Origin of the sequence: Fictibacillus halophilus, assembly GCF_016401385.1 — a bacterium.
Taxonomy (GTDB): Bacteria; Bacillota; Bacilli; order Bacillales; family Fictibacillaceae; genus Fictibacillus; species Fictibacillus halophilus.
Genome location: NZ_JAEACF010000001.1, coordinates 1,243,486 through 1,258,739, shown reverse-complemented (window position 1 = coordinate 1,258,739; position 15,254 = coordinate 1,243,486). Strand labels below are relative to the sequence as shown.

The 15,254-nt window shown below is 39.5% G+C and carries 15 protein-coding genes and 1 other RNA gene; 3 read left to right on the top strand and 13 right to left on the bottom strand.

The genetic code is table 11. The features are described from left to right. Positions 1–3 precede the first annotated feature (3 nt). Positions 4–411: a reverse transcriptase-like protein gene (locus I5J82_RS06605; RefSeq protein WP_198767157.1), complete on the top strand. Its 408-nt coding sequence runs from the start codon at positions 4–6 to the stop codon at positions 409–411. Beyond that, positions 404–1,333, top strand: a complete 930-nt coding sequence (locus I5J82_RS06600) for a DMT family transporter (protein ID WP_198767156.1) — start codon at positions 404–406, stop codon at positions 1,331–1,333. Before I5J82_RS06605 ends, I5J82_RS06600 begins: the two co-directional genes overlap by 8 nt. Here the strand turns inward: I5J82_RS06600 and I5J82_RS06595 are convergent. The 3 genes from I5J82_RS06595 to I5J82_RS06585 all read right to left on the bottom strand — a co-directional run bounded on the left by I5J82_RS06595 (position 1,330) and on the right by I5J82_RS06585 (position 2,654). Then, positions 1,330–2,217 (bottom strand): 5'-3' exonuclease, encoded by an 888-nt coding sequence (locus I5J82_RS06595; protein WP_198767155.1) that lies wholly within the window; start codon positions 2,215–2,217, stop codon positions 1,330–1,332. The genes I5J82_RS06600 and I5J82_RS06595 overlap by 4 nt on opposite strands. Before the next feature lie 81 nt (positions 2,218–2,298). Then, positions 2,299–2,483, bottom strand: a non-coding RNA gene (ssrS, locus tag I5J82_RS06590) — 6S RNA. Positions 2,484–2,513: 30 nt separating this feature from the next. Beyond that, entirely contained in the window at positions 2,514–2,654 is a 141-nt protein-coding gene (locus tag I5J82_RS06585) for a hypothetical protein (protein WP_186320522.1), read from the bottom strand. Positions 2,655–2,760: 106 nt separating this feature from the next. On the opposite strand from I5J82_RS06585, the gene I5J82_RS06580 reads away from it, so the two are divergent. Beyond that, the gene (locus I5J82_RS06580; protein WP_066394007.1) at positions 2,761–3,012 is read left to right on the top strand and encodes a DNA alkylation repair protein; all 252 of its coding nucleotides are present in this window, start codon (positions 2,761–2,763) and stop codon (positions 3,010–3,012) included. A 49-nt stretch (positions 3,013–3,061) separates the two neighbouring features. On the opposite strand, the gene I5J82_RS06575 is transcribed toward I5J82_RS06580, so the two are convergent. From I5J82_RS06575 to I5J82_RS06530, 10 genes are all read right to left on the bottom strand, one after another. Beyond that, on the bottom strand, positions 3,062–4,498 hold the full coding sequence (locus I5J82_RS06575) for a hypothetical protein (protein ID WP_198767154.1): 1,437 nt from the start codon (positions 4,496–4,498) through the stop codon (positions 3,062–3,064). Positions 4,499–4,533: 35 nt separating this feature from the next. Continuing rightward, on the bottom strand, positions 4,534–5,988 hold the full coding sequence (locus I5J82_RS06570; RefSeq protein WP_198767153.1) for a hypothetical protein: 1,455 nt from the start codon (positions 5,986–5,988) through the stop codon (positions 4,534–4,536). A gap of 140 nt (positions 5,989–6,128) precedes the next feature. Next, positions 6,129–7,436: a 4-aminobutyrate--2-oxoglutarate transaminase gene (gene gabT / locus I5J82_RS06565; RefSeq protein WP_198767152.1), complete on the bottom strand. Its 1,308-nt coding sequence runs from the start codon at positions 7,434–7,436 to the stop codon at positions 6,129–6,131. Further along, entirely contained in the window at positions 7,433–8,695 is a 1,263-nt protein-coding gene (locus I5J82_RS06560) for a peptidase (RefSeq protein WP_198767151.1), read from the bottom strand. The genes gabT and I5J82_RS06560 overlap by 4 nt, the downstream gene beginning before the upstream one ends. A 19-nt stretch (positions 8,696–8,714) precedes the next feature. Next, positions 8,715–9,377 carry a 3-oxoacid CoA-transferase subunit B gene (locus I5J82_RS06555; RefSeq protein ID WP_198767150.1) on the bottom strand — a complete coding sequence of 221 codons (663 nt, stop codon included), beginning with the start codon at positions 9,375–9,377 and terminating at the stop codon, positions 8,715–8,717. Beyond that, on the bottom strand, positions 9,320–10,051 hold the full coding sequence (locus I5J82_RS06550) for a CoA transferase subunit A (protein WP_198767149.1): 732 nt from the start codon (positions 10,049–10,051) through the stop codon (positions 9,320–9,322). The genes I5J82_RS06555 and I5J82_RS06550 overlap by 58 nt, the downstream gene beginning before the upstream one ends. Before the next feature lie 14 nt (positions 10,052–10,065). Beyond that, positions 10,066–11,433, bottom strand: coding sequence for an aspartate aminotransferase family protein (locus tag I5J82_RS06545; protein ID WP_198767148.1), 1,368 nt, complete (start codon positions 11,431–11,433; stop codon positions 10,066–10,068). Positions 11,434–11,927: 494 nt separating this feature from the next. Further along, positions 11,928–12,200 carry a YokU family protein gene (locus tag I5J82_RS06540; RefSeq protein WP_198767147.1) on the bottom strand — a complete coding sequence of 91 codons (273 nt, stop codon included), beginning with the start codon at positions 12,198–12,200 and terminating at the stop codon, positions 11,928–11,930. Positions 12,201–12,213: 13 nt separating this feature from the next. Further along, complete coding sequence (gene kamA / locus I5J82_RS06535) at positions 12,214–13,641, bottom strand: lysine 2,3-aminomutase (RefSeq protein WP_198767146.1); 1,428 nt, start codon at positions 13,639–13,641, stop codon at positions 12,214–12,216. A 165-nt stretch (positions 13,642–13,806) separates the two neighbouring features. Continuing rightward, on the bottom strand, positions 13,807–15,213 hold the full coding sequence (locus I5J82_RS06530; RefSeq protein WP_408610386.1) for a sigma-54 interaction domain-containing protein: 1,407 nt from the start codon (positions 15,211–15,213) through the stop codon (positions 13,807–13,809). Positions 15,214–15,254: the final 41 nt, after the last annotated feature.

Below are 15,254 nucleotides of genomic sequence, written 5' to 3'. Positions count from 1 at the left end.
CAATTGATAGAGATATACATCGATGGTGCAAGTGCTGGTGATCCTGGACTTTCAGGAGCTGGCGTGTATGTGAAAGTTGGAAACGGCACTACACATTCGTATCGCTTTCCGATCGGCACGATGAGTAACCATGAAGCGGAATTTAGAGCTCTTATTCATGGATTGGAATTATGTATTGAAAACAATTGGAGAATCGTTTCGTTCCGTACAGATTCTCAAGCGGTTGAAAGCGCCGTGGATAAAAGATATGCAAAAGATAAACGTTACACAACACTTCTAGAAGAAGCTTTACATCTTACAGAGCAACTAGATCTATTTTTTATTAAGTGGATTCCATCAAAACAAAATAAGATAGCTGATGAACTTGCTCGGCAAGCCATTCAACTAAACAAGAGACCTACTGATGTTTAAGAAGCCTTGGTTTGCTGACTTCAATTTACTCCTTGTAGCTTTAATCTGGGGTTCGACTTTCGTTATCGTCCAAAAAGCAATCGCCTTTTTAGAACCTTATTCGTTCAACAGTGTGCGTTTTACTATTGCAGCCTTAACATTATTGCTAATTATATTTTTGTTTAACCGTTCTTCACTCAGCCATTTTACAAACAAAAAAATTTGGAGTAGCGGTATAACACTTGGTTTTTGGTTATTCTTAGGGTATGGATTTCAAACTGTCGGATTATTATACACAACTTCTTCAAAAGCTGGGTTCATTACAGGATTGAGTGTCGTCTTAGTGCCTTTGTTCAGTTATTTATTGTTAAAGAACAAACTGAATTGGCAAGTAGGTATTAGTTCTTTATTAGCTGTAATCGGTTTATACTTACTAACGATTCACAACAATCTTTCTCTGAACGTCGGTGATGGTTATGTACTATTATGCGCCATTTCATTTGCTCTTCATATCGTGTTCACAGGTAAGTTTTCTTCGTCCTACAACGCTATCTGTTTAACTGTTATCCAACTGTTGACCGTTGCCTCATTTAGTTTCATAACTGCATTCATAATAGAGGACTGGCAACAGATGTTCACAGTAAAAATGGTTCTGCAACCAGAAGTAATCAGTGCACTCTTGATCACATCTTTTTTTGCAACGGCGCTAGCTTTTTTGGCTCAAACACATTTTCAATCGTTCACAACGCCTGCAAGAGTTGCATTAATTTTTGCTATGGAACCTGTTTTTGCTGCACTTACTGCTTACATCTTGCTTCATGAACGACTAGGTTTAAAATCATTACTAGGTTGCGGATTGATATTACTTGGCATGGTTTTGTCTGAAATTAAGTTCAATAAAAATTTCATAAAACGCAAACTAAAAGAGTGGGATCTTACTTAACCCACTCTTATTTGAATCTCTAATTCTTCTAACGCGTTTCGAACCATCTGTTTGTCTAAAATATATCGGCATTCTTCTAAGTCTCTGTCGACTACATCAGGAACATCTGTAAAAATCGTACATAAATCTTTACTAAGAACAGCCATCTCGCGCCCTGCTTCAAGTTTTTTCAAGTACCTCTTGTATCTAGGATCTAGATTCTCAAAATTTTCATAGATGGATTCTACTGCACCGTATTGCTGGATGAGTGGAAGTGCCGCTTTATCGCCAACTCCTGCTACCCCAGGAATATTATCACTCTTATCACCTAACAAGGCTTTCACATCAATCCACTGAGCAGGTGTGATTCCGTACTCTTCTTGAAAATGATTCAACGTATACTTTAACTCATCTCTTTTTACTGAAATAAGCTGTGAAGTTTTTTCGCATAGAAGCTGCAAAAGATCGCGGTCGTTGCTATAGATGATACACTCTCCGTCTCTTTCGTTTCGCCAGCGATGTGCGAGTGTTCCGATGATATCATCCGCTTCATATCTTGGAATTGTAAGCTGCGTGATTCCGATGTTATCAAATAGTTGAACGAGTGTCTCGAACTGCTGAATTAGCGGTTCAGGTAATTCGTTTCTTGTACCCTTATACTCAGCGAATTTTTCTCTTCTCAGTGTTTCATCACGTTTAACATCCCAAGCAACTACAATGTGAGAAGGCTCATGATCTCGTACGAGCATAAGCAATTTCTGAATGGTTACGCGAATTGCATTCGTAAACTGTCCTTTCGAATTTCGAGGCAGATCATGCATTTCTTTTCCATAAGCTGTTGCAAAATAACATCTGCTCAGCAGATTGAATCCATCTATTAAGAGTAATACTTCTTTCTTTTCCATCTTCTTTTATCCCCCGGTAGAAATATGTTATGAAAAAAGCGCATTTTACATGTGATGTAAAATACGCTTGTTGTCGTTTAAGTAAAATCCGCTCTGCCGTGACTTTATATGCCTTTGGAACCTGATCTCTCAGGTGGGTATCCGCAGCTGCCGTTACAGCCTTCCAAGTCGAATGCAAGGCTTGGCTGTCTGACAGATCATATTGGATTCCCGTCATTAGCACATAGGTTAAAGACATGGAAAAGCCACGAACATCGCAGATTTTTATTATACTACCAGTTACTTAAGAAGTAAAATCATTTTGTTTTTTTGCCGTGATGCATCTTTTCAACTTCCATCTCTGCATAAGACGCAAATTCGGTTTGGTTTTCTGCACCATTTTCTTTCACGTTGTTATTGCGCTGTGCATTAGCATTAGCTTTTTTCTGTTTACCCATATCGTATCCCTCCTTTTTCTTACTATGGCTAAATGAAATAAAATTATAACTTACATAATTTTTCCTTGATTGGTTAACTTAAGACTAAAAAGGAGGGTTTCGATAAATGGCAAATCCTTATTTATGTCCAAACTGCAAGACGAACAGAACGCGTTTTAACGTGATCGAACAAAATCCTGTAGCTGTTAAGCTAGATCCATCAACTGGTGATGTTGTTCAACAGTATGAAGATGGTGAGTTAGATATGTTCCATCTCCCGTACAAAGGCTCAGAACGATTGATTCAGTGCGGAGCATGTGGAATTGTTGGAGAAGAAGAGATGTATATCAAACGTGCTCAAAGCAATCCTAGAGCATAGAAAAAAAGACTGCCGCTAAAAATTTTCGGCAGTCTTTTTCTACGATTTATCATTTGGCTGTAGGAAGTTTCAAAGGAACTTCTATCTTTTCTTTTAGAGGATAGATTTTTGTTAATTTTGATAGTGTGATGGTGAGATCATCGTTAGGAAGTCCTTCGTGAAAGAATAATAAAAAACCAGACTGTTCACTGTCGTATGTTTGCATCACATCGAAATTTTGCAGTGTTTTTCCTGTTGAATTTTTGATCATAACGAGGTTATTCATAAAACGTTCTTCTTGTTGAACCTCATCCTCATTATAGTTTGGTTGAAAATGAAAATAGTCTTCTTGTCCTACATTTTCTACTTTGTTATCAATAGAAAACCGAATTCCTTTTTCAACGTTTGAAACATCATTTTCGATCCCTTTGTAAATAACTTTAAAATCAGTGTCGTCAGCGATTACTTCATTCCTTTTAATATCTTTTTCAGGATTGCTCGCAAATTGCTCTAAATCTTGTTTAGATACTGAAAACGAATAAGATTTGTCCGTTCTATGAATGGAGTGTGAAAACGACAATTTCAAATGATCTGAAGCGTTCATATTTAGAAGTTCATCTAAAGCGGAGTATGTTTCCAAATAGTAGCCTGATTCTTCATTTCCTGAGATATCAGTATTTAATGTGAAATGACTCTGATCATTATTATTTTCAATCGTCCCCCATAAAGAAACAAGATCCATAGCAACCTTTGAATCCAACTTGATTCTAGATCCCATTTGATAAACTTCGAACTCATTTAAATGAATCTTTTTGTCATTGAAAAGCTCTAAGGATTTGTCAATCGTCTCTGTAGCCAGAACAGGCGGTACTTCAAAGACATTATGAGGCTTGACTTTAAAAGTTAAGTTATCGATTTTCGTCTTTCCTTTGTTCGAAGTGAATGTTGGGTTAACGAGCTTTAGCGTCTCACTGCTAAAGACCTCCTTCCATTCTTCTTCCGTTTCAATGTTATCGTATTGCGCATGTATCATCATAGACCGGTACAATTTATGTTTGTACACAACACCACCGATCGCCCCTTCGCCTTCATACATACCTATTGGATATGTAAAAGTTTTCCCCTTTTTAGACGTAATCTCTACTTGATCGACCGATAACCGAGGAATATCACTCTCTACTTTATCTCGTTCTAACAAGTCTACACTGTAGAGAATATACAGCTGTTGTCCGAAGTTATAGGTTCTTTCTACCTGAAACTTCCGTTGATTATCGGCTAACGGTATAGAAATCTGACTGTTTTTTAATAACTTGAAGTGATCAGCAAACTTAAGATCGCTGAATTTTGATTTCTCCGCATCCATTAATTCTTCCCAGTCTTTCATCACAACAAAATTTTCATCGTTAACTTGCCACGTTGGCTCAGCGCTTTTTTCGTATTGCGTGTATAATACAAATCCAACTAACAGCAAAAGGCCAATAATGATCTTATTCCGCTTGGTGCTCAAAGTAACCTGTCTCCTTTACCACTTTCATCGTTTGATCAGTTCATGATCATGATGTTCTTATATATAATGTCCACCGGATTTTTAAGAGGCTTTAAATAAGAAAGATTTGATAAAGTAAGCGTTAATTCACTCTCAGGAATCATAATAGGTTTCATCTCACCATTTTCCATCTCTTTCTTGTTATAGAACGTTATATAGTAGGTGGCTTTTTTTTCATTTTCTGAACTATGTACTTCAAAGTTATCCATTCTCGTTTTATTCTCGTCTGAGATTGAGATGATATTGTTTTTATAAACCCGTTCGTAATCGTCAGATACTTCGGCATCACTATAATAATGATCAGGAATCAGGCGCAGGTGATGTAAATGCTGACTCGAATCAGTGAATATGCTCAATTTTATCCTGGGGCTTCCCTCAAACATGGTCATGCCTTCATATCGTATAATCGTATTCCCTATCTTTAAAATTTCTTGGTTCTTTAATACCGGCTGATCTGTATTCGATAGAAACGTTTGTATATCGTTCTTTGGAATTTTCCATGAGAAAGAACGAGGATCTTTGTGTACAGAAGAAGTAAAAGTGACAGACCTTTCTTTTTTATTGTTAACATCGCCTGTCATATCATAGATGGGAACGTAAAACCCATTTTTATTAGTCCCGAGAATCCCATATGTCAAAGGTTGGTCTTGTAATTTATTTTCTTTGCTAGCAAATCCGATTAAACTTTTATCATTTGGGATTTCTACGCTTAGTCTCTGTTCGTAAAGTAAAGCATCAATAGATTTGATCTTAACTTTTTGGTTATCTCCATATGTAAACGTTTGATTGATCGGTTCACTTTTCAATACTTTTGTATAAGGATCTTCAGAAGGTACCGTTAACGCTATATCCTCGATCGAATCTACCCCATGGTTCTTAGAAGAAATGGTTAGGTCCTGTAGCCGAACGATATTAGCTTTTGATACGATCGACCAATCGTTCTCTGAAGAATCAAACATACCGGGCATCAGCATCATGGAACGGTACAAACGGTGCTTATAAACGAACCCTTCGTCTCTTGTACCTGGTTGACCCATCTCTTCACCAGCCTTGAGAACGAGCTCCTTACCCTCTTTTGTTTGAAACTGCATGTTTTTAACAGAGAGCCGTGGGATATGATACTCGTCTTTATCTCTTTCTTTAACGTCCACACTATATAAAAGATACATGCGGCCATTCATGTTCCAAATCTTTTCAATCTTTAACGTTCGATACGATTCTTTTAGCGTCACTGTCTTGTTTATTTCTTTAAGAAATCCGTATTTATCTATCAGCTCTAATTCATCGAACTTGATATATTCTCTTTTCATTCCATCTTTTAATGAGTTTACAACCGAAAATTGTTCCGAATTTACAGTCCAAGTTGGTTCAGCACTTTTTTCGTACTGTGTATAAACAACAAATCCACCAATTAAGACAGAACCGATCAGCAATTTTTTTATGATTTGCAAGTCATACAGCCCCTTTAACATCACTACCATCATATTAGCATAATTTTCCGAATTTTCATTCCGTTTATTTCCATTAATTTGAAAAAATCCTTGATATAATAAAGTAACCTCGTCTGAAGAGACGAGGTTACAATAAATACTTATGACGATACCATTTCACTTACCTTCGTGAGCTGCTTCTCAATCACGTTCAAACCTTTAAGAAGCTGTTCATCAGAGATTACGAGTGGAGACAGAATACGGATCACGTTACTGTAGAGGCCAGCTCCCATAATGGCGACACCATTTTGGTTACAAAGTGAAATGATTTTCTTCGCTCTGTCAGGGTCAGGCGTTTTCGTCACTTTATCTTTGACGATCTCAAGTGCACACATGGCTCCTATACCTCTGACATCACCGATAAATTCGTATTGATCTCTCCATTTTGAAAAGGTTTGAGTAATTATTTTACCAATCTGATTCGCTCTCGTTAACAACCCTTCTTCTTCTATCATCGAAATGACCTCTAATGCGGCAACACATCCTAATGGACTTCCGCCATAGGTACCCCCGATCTCACCTGGAGCCGGAGCATCCATAATCTCCGCTTTGCCTGTTACTGCTGATATCGGCAGTCCAGCAGCTATCGATTTTGACATCGTCATGAGATCTGGTAAAACATCAAAATGTTCCATCGCAAACATCTTTCCTGTACGGCCGAATCCAGTCTGTATCTCATCGGCGATTAACAGGATATTGTATTTATCACAAATCTCGCGAAGGCCACTAACGAACGTTTTTGAAGGAATAACGAATCCTCCCTCTCCTTGAACAGGTTCAAAAATGATCGCTGCAATTTCCTCAGGTGGAACTTCTCCTAAGAAGAAGTCTTCAAATTTCTTTAATATTGCTCTATCGGTTTCCTCAACATTACGATCTTCTCGATAATAATAAGGATAGGGCATCTTATATGTTTCTGGCGCAAAAGGTCCAAACTCGAACTTATATGGCTTTACTTTGCTTGTTAAACTCATGGCGAGCAACGTTCTACCGTGAAATCCACGTTCAAATGAGATGATGGCTTTTCTGCCTGTATATTTCCTTGCGATTTTAACAGCGTTTTCTACAGCTTCTGCGCCACTGTTCAAAAAGAACGTTTTCTTATGATGATCACCAGGTGTGATCTCGTTCAGTTTCTCTGCCAGCTGAACGTACGGTTCATACATCATCACGTGAAAACATGGGTGAATGTATTTTTCAACTTGGTTTTTAAGTGCTTCTACTACTCTTGGCGGACAATGACCAACGTTTAATGTTCCGATCGCTCCAGCAAAATCAATATATTCGTTTCCATCAACATCAACCATCGTACTTCCGCTAGCATGATCCACAAAATTTAAGACCGTATTAAAAGGACCTCTTGGGACGTTTAATTCTTTCCGTTTTAATAGCTCTTCTGATTTCTTCATCCATTCTCGCCTCCACACCAGTCATAGATCGTTAAAGCTATGATTTCAGCAGCTTCCATGATCTTTGAAATCTCAATATATTCGTTCGGATAATGAGCGACCGAAGTAACCCCTGGTCCGAACACGATCGCCGGAGTGTCTCCGACATGAGATAATAAGCCTCCATCTGTTCCCCATGGTGACGCTTCGATTATAGGTTGCTCTCCAACTACATCTTTAAAATTCTTAGAGAGCTTGTTCATCAGTGGATGTTGCGTTTCAATCAAACCTGGCAGCCACTGAGCACCGAACCATTCTACGGAAATCTTATGCTCTTCTAGCCATGGATCTGATATTTTTGATAGATAGCTCTGAAGTTCCTTTTTTACTTCTTCCAATGTTTCGTTAGGAGCAACGCCTATCCTTCCTTCAATTTCAACCGTATCTGGTACGGAAGATGGCCAGTTTCCTCCTGAAATCTTCCCTACATTGATCGGAACCGGGATCGGAATATCCTTGTATAGAGGATCTGTCACTCTATCATTTCGGATCGTTTCCAATTGTTTAATAGCATCTAGTACGACTACCGCTTTTTCAATGGCACTAACTCCTTCATAGCGAGTTCCACCATGTGCCGCTTTTCCTTTTATCGTTAGACGAAACCACATAGAACCTTGCTGTGCAGGAAAGATCTTCATATTTGTCGGTTCAGGAATTATAGCTGCGTCTGCTTTGTACCCACGTAGAACCGCAGCGAGCGTTCCTGCTCCGCCACTCTCTTCTTCTATTACACTATGAAAAAATAAATCGCCTTGTAATTGGACCCCTGTTTCTTTAAGGGCTTGAATGGCGAGCAAAAGGGAGAGGTTTCCACCCTTCATATCTGTTGATCCTCTGCCGTAAAGTTTCCCATTCATTATTTTTCCACTGTAAGGATGATCGTTCCATTGGTTTAGATCACCTTCTGGGACGACATCCACATGACCGTTAAGAACAAGGGAACGCCCCTTTCCTTTTCCTCGCCAGATTCCAACAACATTAGGACTTGTACTGAAATCTGTCCGGCTCGCACAAAAATTGGGATGTTTCGCTAACTCTTCACCATCCGGATACCACATATCAACCTCAAGTCCCATTTCCTCAAGTTTTGTGGCGATTAATTTTTGTACACCCGTTTCATTTCCAGTCGTACTCGCTTCTTGAACCGTTTTTTGTAAAAAATGTATAGCGTTTTCTTGTTCGTTCATCAACCAGTTTGAGAGTTTTTCTTTCACTAACATGATTTACCTCCCTAACTTCTCATTGGAAAACAGATATGTGTTCATCTACAACGATAGGAGCACCTGTTGTCTCGATAACATCCTCTACCGTATAAGGGCTCATGATCTCACGAAGAACTAGTTTGCCATCTTCACAATGAAAAACGGCTTTCTCTGTAATAATCATGTCTGCACCTTCCTTAACAGTAAGTGGAAGAGAACAGCTTCTCACAATTTTAGGGTTTCCATACTTATCAGTGTGGTTCATTAAAATGATGACTTTCTTTGCTTTTTGTGCAAGATCGATCGCCCCACCCATTCCAGGGACCCGCTTTCCTGGTACGATCCAATTGGCGATGTCACCACGTTCACTCACTTCAAGTGCTCCTAGTATCGTTACATCAAGCAATCCTTTTCTGATGATTCCAAATGCCGTAGCGCTGTCAAAGTAAGAAGCGCCTGGCTGGATGGAAACGGGATATCCGCCTGCGTTGGATAAGTTGCCATCCTCGCTGCCAGCTTCTGGTGACCCACCCATGCCTAAGATACCGTTCTCTGTGTGCAGCATGATATGTAGGTCGTTTTCAATATAATCTGCAACAAGAGTGGGGATACCGATGCCAAGATTAACGATCATTCCATTACTTATTTCGAGGGCTGCTCTTCTTGCGATCCTGTGCCTTGTTTCAATTCCCAGACCCATTTCCAGTCCACTCCTTTACTCTGAATGATATAGTCTATAAAGACGCCTGGCGTGATGATCTCTTCTGGGTCAAGGGAGCCTACCGGTACGATCTCTTCTACTTCTGCGATCGTTATCTGTCCCGCAGTAGCGACGAGTGGATTCGTATTTCGAGCGCTTTTATCATAGATAAGATTTCCATACCGATCGGCTTTTTTGGCATATACGATCGCCACATCAGCCGTTAAAGCGGGTTCAATCATGTATTCTTTGTTTTCCACGGTGACTTTTTCTTTGTTCGCTTCAACAACGGTTCCTAGACCAACATCAACTAATATACCGCCGAGCCCCATACCACCAGCTCGTATTTTTTCTGCAAGAGTGCCCTGTGGAACAAATTCCACTTCTAACGTACCTTCTTGCATCTGTTTACCTGCTTCAGGATTTGAGCCAATATGAGAGGCGATTAATTTCTTCACCCTTTTTTCCGTGATCAGCTTTCCGGGTCCGATCCAAGGAAAACCTGTATCGTTACTAATAAGAAATATATCGTTAATATTCTTTTCTAAAATCAGATTAACAAGCGTTGGAGGAGCACCTACTCCTCCAAACCCCCCGACCATTAGTGACATGCCATTATGAAAATAGGCAGAAGCACTTTCAAGTGTGATTTGTTTATCAACACCTTTGGTCATTCACAACACCTCTTTCAACTGGTCGCTTCTGTAATATATAAACCTTCTGTAATGAGTTGAGTCGTCAGTTCACCGATGGATTGATCTAGAATATCTATGATGTCTGCTATCTGTTCTTTCGTAACGTTCAATGGTGGAGATAAAAGAATAGAGTCTCCTGAAAATCCTGTTACTCCACCAACTGCAGGGTAAACGAGCAGTCCGTTATCTAAACAGATAGATAACAGCCGGTCTGTGACTTTTGTAGTGATCTCAAAAGGTTCTCGCGTGATCGGATTCTTAACAAATTCAATGCCACATAATAAACCCTTTCCTCTTACATCGCCGATAAGCGGATACTTCCACTGAAGACGCTGTAGATGGTTCATCAGATATTGGCCCATAACTTCTGCGTTTTCTTGAAGTTTATTTCTTTCCATATAATCGATAACAGCAAGACAAACAGCAGCAGATTGTGGATTTGCGCTAAACGTGTGTCCGCTCATAACCACTTTACTTCCGGCTTCGATCACGTTCATAATACGGTCTGATACGATAGTTGCCGCCATCGGTGTATAGCCCGCACTCATGCCTTTTCCAATCGCAATAATGTCAGGAGTTACATCCCAATGTTCCATCGCGAACATTTTTCCGGTACGTCCCATACCTGTCATCACTTCATCAGCGATCATTAAAATATTATATTTATCACAGATCTCTCGTATTTTCCCAAAGTACTCGTCTGGTGGTACGATCGCTCCTCCAGATGCACCGATGATTGGTTCTGCAATAAATGCAGCGATTTGATCTGGTCCTATCGCTTGAATAGAAGATTCTAAGTCGTCTGCACATTTTACACCACAACCAGGATACGTCTCTTTTAATGGACACTGATAACAATATGGGGGGTGTGCTGCAGGAAAGTCTTCAAGCAATGCCGCGAAACGTTGACGCCTTAATTTATGACCGGACATCGATAGTGCCCCTAATGTAATTCCGTGATAACTGGTCCATCGTGATATGACTTTTGTTTTCGTCATGTCTCCTTGTTCTTGGAAATACTGAATAGCAACCTTAAGTGCCGTCTCGGTTGCTTCTGATCCACTATTTACAAAGAATACGGAATTTAAATCTCCTGGCGCATAATGAGCTATTTTTTCCGCTAGTTGTTCTGCAGCTTCACTTGTAAACTGCGAACGGTATACGAATGATACATGGTTTGCTTGATTCCACATCGCTTCAGCAACTTCATGAACACCGTGACCGATATTACATGTGATCGCACCTGACGAGCCATCAATATATTGCTTTCCTTCTTTATCGTATAAATAGATTCCTTTACCATGACTGATAACAGGATATTCGCTTCCTAGAACCGGTTTGATGAGATGTGATTTTCTCATAAAAAAGGCTCCTTCCTCATGAGGGTTAAAAAGGAAATATCTTTATTTAAAACTATTTTCACTGTCTCTCTCAAGAAGTAGCTAAGATATTTAGCGACTAGCTTTTAGATAATCATTTGATTGAAACGCTCTTTTCTAAAAGTTTGTTGCTTTAAATCCTTGCCAACTTTGACAGTTGATTGGAGTGTAAGTTGCGAGACTCCTACGGGACAAGCGGGCAGTCCTAAAAGTGGAAGAGGCTCGTTCAGCCCCGACCAGTAAAAGGTGAAAGGCTATCAAGGCGCACTTTGCCTTGTGGGCCATTTAACTTTTGACCTAGAGGGGCTAGCCTCTGCAACTAGACAGGTGAGACACTTATACGTAAAACGTACGAATGTGGCTCACTGCCTGCCCCGTGGAAAGCGAGCAGACTGTAATGGAAATCAACACTTCCATACGCAACAAAGATTGCGAAAATAATAATTTAAAAAAGATACTCCCTTACTCTACTGATGTTACAACTTAAAATAATTCTTCTTCAAAAACCTCGGTATGCTCATTAATTCTGCATAAGAAATCTTTGAATCTATCTTCTTTGTATCTATTAACATGAGTTGATCTTCAATCTCATCTACAATATGATCTTCTTGATATTCCATACCACAAGATGAACAGGATACAGAAGGGATCACAGTTATTTGAACGGCTCTTGAACCATCCGGCAGTTCCCAATACCCTGTCAATCCTGCCTGCTCTGCTTCTTCACTCTCACACCATAAGCACTTCATGTTATCCTCCTCTCTATGCATTTCTTTGTTCTTCAGGAGTCGCTGCAATTCCTTCGTCTTTTGTCTGCTCAAACTTATATTTTTTCTCTTTCAATTCATCGCGTTTATCACGTTTATCTTTTAATGAACTATGCTCCGGATTCGTATCATAGTCTTCTCTTCGTTCAAGGCGCTTTAATCCTTTGGGAACGAGGTTGAACGCTTCATCACTCATAAGAGCTGAAACACCGATCGCTGGCTTGATGTGATTCGTTCCCATCACTTCATTAAAATAAGCATCTGCCCTTCCAGCTTGATAGTTTTGAGGTTCAGGGTAAGAAGTGATCACTCCTTCGAAGTTACGAAGCACTACCTTTTCTGGCGATTGAGATATAAGATAGTTTGGCTGAACAGCAATCTTCCCTCCGCCTCCAGGAGCATCTACTACAAACGTTGGAACTGCATAACCAGATGTATGACCACGCAAACCTTCAATAATCTCCAAACCTTTAGAAACAGGTGCACGGAAATGTCCGATGCCTTCAGACAGATCACATTGATAGATATAGTATGGTCTGACTCTGATCTTCACAAGATCATGCATCAGCTTTTTCATGATAGGAACACTATCGTTGATTCCTGCAAGAATAACAGATTGATTGCCTACAGGGACTCCAGCATTCGCGAGCATCTCACACGCTCTTTTTGATTCTTCTGTAATTTCAATTGAAGTATTGAAATGTGTATTTAACCAAACCGGGTGATACTTCTTTAAGATGTTGCATAAGTTTTCTGTAATTCTTTGTGGGAAAACGACTGGAGCTCGAGTTCCGATCCTAATGATCTCTAGATGAGGAATCTCCCTTAAGTTCTTTAATATATATTCTAAGATGTTGTCATTAATTAATAACCCGTCGCCGCCTGAGATTAAACAATCCCTAACTTGAGGATTGTTTCGAATATAGTTGATGGCTGCATCCAATTGTTTCTTGGGTACACCCATACCAATCTGCCCAGAAAAACGTCTTCTCGTACAATAACGGCAATACATCGAACACTGATTGGTTACAAGAAAAAGAACACGATCAGGATAGCGGTGCGTAAGCCCTGGAACAGGGGAATCTTCGTCTTCATGCAAAGGGTCTTCCAAATCGTATTTCGTCTTTAAGATCTCCTTACCGATCGGAACGGACTGCATACGAATCGGACATCGTGGATCATCTTGATCCATGAGCCATGCATAATAAGGTGTAATGTTTAATGGAATCGTCATCGTGGAAATTTTAACGCCTTCTTCTTCTTCGGGCGTCAAGTTAATGATACTTTTAAGATCTTTCAAATTTCTGATCGTGTTAGTCAGCTGCCAAAGCCAATCATTCCATTGCTCTTCTGTGACATCTTTCCATAATTCAAATTCACTCCAGTGTTTCTTTGGTTTGAATAATCCATTCACTACAGGCATTCTAATGACCTCCTTTATTTCTACACTCATTATTCATGCAAGAAGCGTGCCAAGTTACAGAAAGTTCTGAATATATGATTTATCCTATAGTTTATGCATGATCTTCAAAATGTGGGCCTAATGAAAACGAATAAAACAAAGATGAACTGCCGGAAATTCGGCAGTTCATCTTTGTTTTATTTTATATTGCAGGGTTTGTCTTGGTATTCCTAAAATCTTTGCAGCTTGAAGAATATTGCCAGCAGTATGATCTAGTGCCATCTCAATGATGTGTTTCTCATAATCTCCTAATGCCTGTCTTAATGAAGGGATGGTTGTTAATTCTTTTCTTACTACGCGAGCAGGTACATCATTAATCGTTACATGTCTCGGAAGTAAGGAAGCTTCTATCAGCGATTCATCTTCAGCAAAATTCATACAGTGTTCGATCGCATGTTTCAGTTCTCGTACATTTCCGGGCCAGGAATAACGTTGTATGACCTTTACAGCTTCAGAAGTGAATCCTTTTACCTTTTTTCCAAAAGTACGATTAAAGTGGTTAATAAAATGATTCACTAAGTAAGAAATATCCCCTTTTCTTTCTCTCAAAGGTGGCAGTTCAAAATAAACCACATTTAATCGATAATAAAGATCTCTTCGCAGCTTTCCTTGTTCCATACAAACATCTGGTTGTTCGTTTAACGCAGAAATAATCCTAACATCCACACTTCGAGAAACATGACTGCCTATTCGCTCTACCACACCTTCTTGTACGACCCTCAATAGCTTTGCTTGCAATTCAACAGGCATCGAATTGAGTTCATCTAAGAATAAAGTGCCTCCATCTGCTAACTCAAACACTCCTGGCCGATCGATGGCACCTGTAAAACTGCCTTTTGTCGTGCCAAATAAAATCCCTTCAAGCAAAGGTCCCGGAATCGCGGCGCAATTTTGAACAACAAACGGATTGAAAGCACGTTTAGAAGAATTGTGTATCGCTTGAACGAACATCTCTTTCCCTGTGCCTGTTTCTCCATATAACATGATTGGCGAATTGGTCTGAGAAGCTTGGTTACATTGTAATTTTATCTCGTTTAGTTCGGGATCGTCCGTGATGATATCAGAGAAATGGTAAGCTGCAAACGGTTGATCTTTATTTGTTTTTTTCTTAACTTTCATCTTCTTTTGCAGATCAATCAGTTGCTCAGAAAGAACTCTAATTTTTGAAAGATCTTTCGCTACTTCTACAGCACCGATCAGTTCTCCATTCAACCAAAGTGGCAGTGTAGAATTTACTGTGTCGATCTGCTTACCTTTACGATTCGTATAGGATTGATGTTCGTTAAAGATGGGTTTGCCTGTTTCGATCACCTTGAGTAACGTGCTCGTTTCCTTTGTTAAGGAAGGAAATGCATCAAGCACATGATGATGATGAACCTCATCTGATGTTAATCCATCTAATGATGCTGCTACTGAATTATAAAAGATTGTAATTCCATCTGCATCAACGACATGGATTCCTTCATCAATCGTCTTTAAAATTGCATTTAAGGTTTCTGCCGTTTCTAATGATTTAGAAATCAAAAAGATCACCACCAAGAGTGCTTAATTTTTGTCACCTTATGCCTAAAATT

What these genes read in the sequence shown, in the direction of transcription:
- I5J82_RS06600 (WP_198767156.1), top strand. Translation starts at nt 404, where the DNA reads ATGTTTAAGAAGCCTTGGTTTGCTGACTTCAATTTACTCCTTGTAGCT.
- I5J82_RS06595 (WP_198767155.1), bottom strand. Translation starts at nt 2,217, where the DNA reads ATGGAAAAGAAAGAAGTATTACTCTTAATAGATGGATTCAATCTGCTG.
- I5J82_RS06585 (WP_186320522.1), bottom strand. Translation starts at nt 2,654, where the DNA reads ATGGGTAAACAGAAAAAAGCTAATGCTAATGCACAGCGCAATAACAAC.
- I5J82_RS06580 (WP_066394007.1), top strand. Translation starts at nt 2,761, where the DNA reads ATGGCAAATCCTTATTTATGTCCAAACTGCAAGACGAACAGAACGCGT.
- gabT (WP_198767152.1), bottom strand. Translation starts at nt 7,436, where the DNA reads ATGAAGAAATCAGAAGAGCTATTAAAACGGAAAGAATTAAACGTCCCA.
- I5J82_RS06560 (WP_198767151.1), bottom strand. Translation starts at nt 8,695, where the DNA reads ATGTTAGTGAAAGAAAAACTCTCAAACTGGTTGATGAACGAACAAGAA.
- I5J82_RS06555 (WP_198767150.1), bottom strand. Translation starts at nt 9,377, where the DNA reads ATGGGTCTGGGAATTGAAACAAGGCACAGGATCGCAAGAAGAGCAGCC.
- I5J82_RS06550 (WP_198767149.1), bottom strand. Translation starts at nt 10,051, where the DNA reads ATGACCAAAGGTGTTGATAAACAAATCACACTTGAAAGTGCTTCTGCC.
- I5J82_RS06545 (WP_198767148.1), bottom strand. Translation starts at nt 11,433, where the DNA reads ATGAGAAAATCACATCTCATCAAACCGGTTCTAGGAAGCGAATATCCT.
- I5J82_RS06540 (WP_198767147.1), bottom strand. Translation starts at nt 12,200, where the DNA reads ATGAAGTGCTTATGGTGTGAGAGTGAAGAAGCAGAGCAGGCAGGATTG.
- kamA (WP_198767146.1), bottom strand. Translation starts at nt 13,641, where the DNA reads ATGCCTGTAGTGAATGGATTATTCAAACCAAAGAAACACTGGAGTGAA.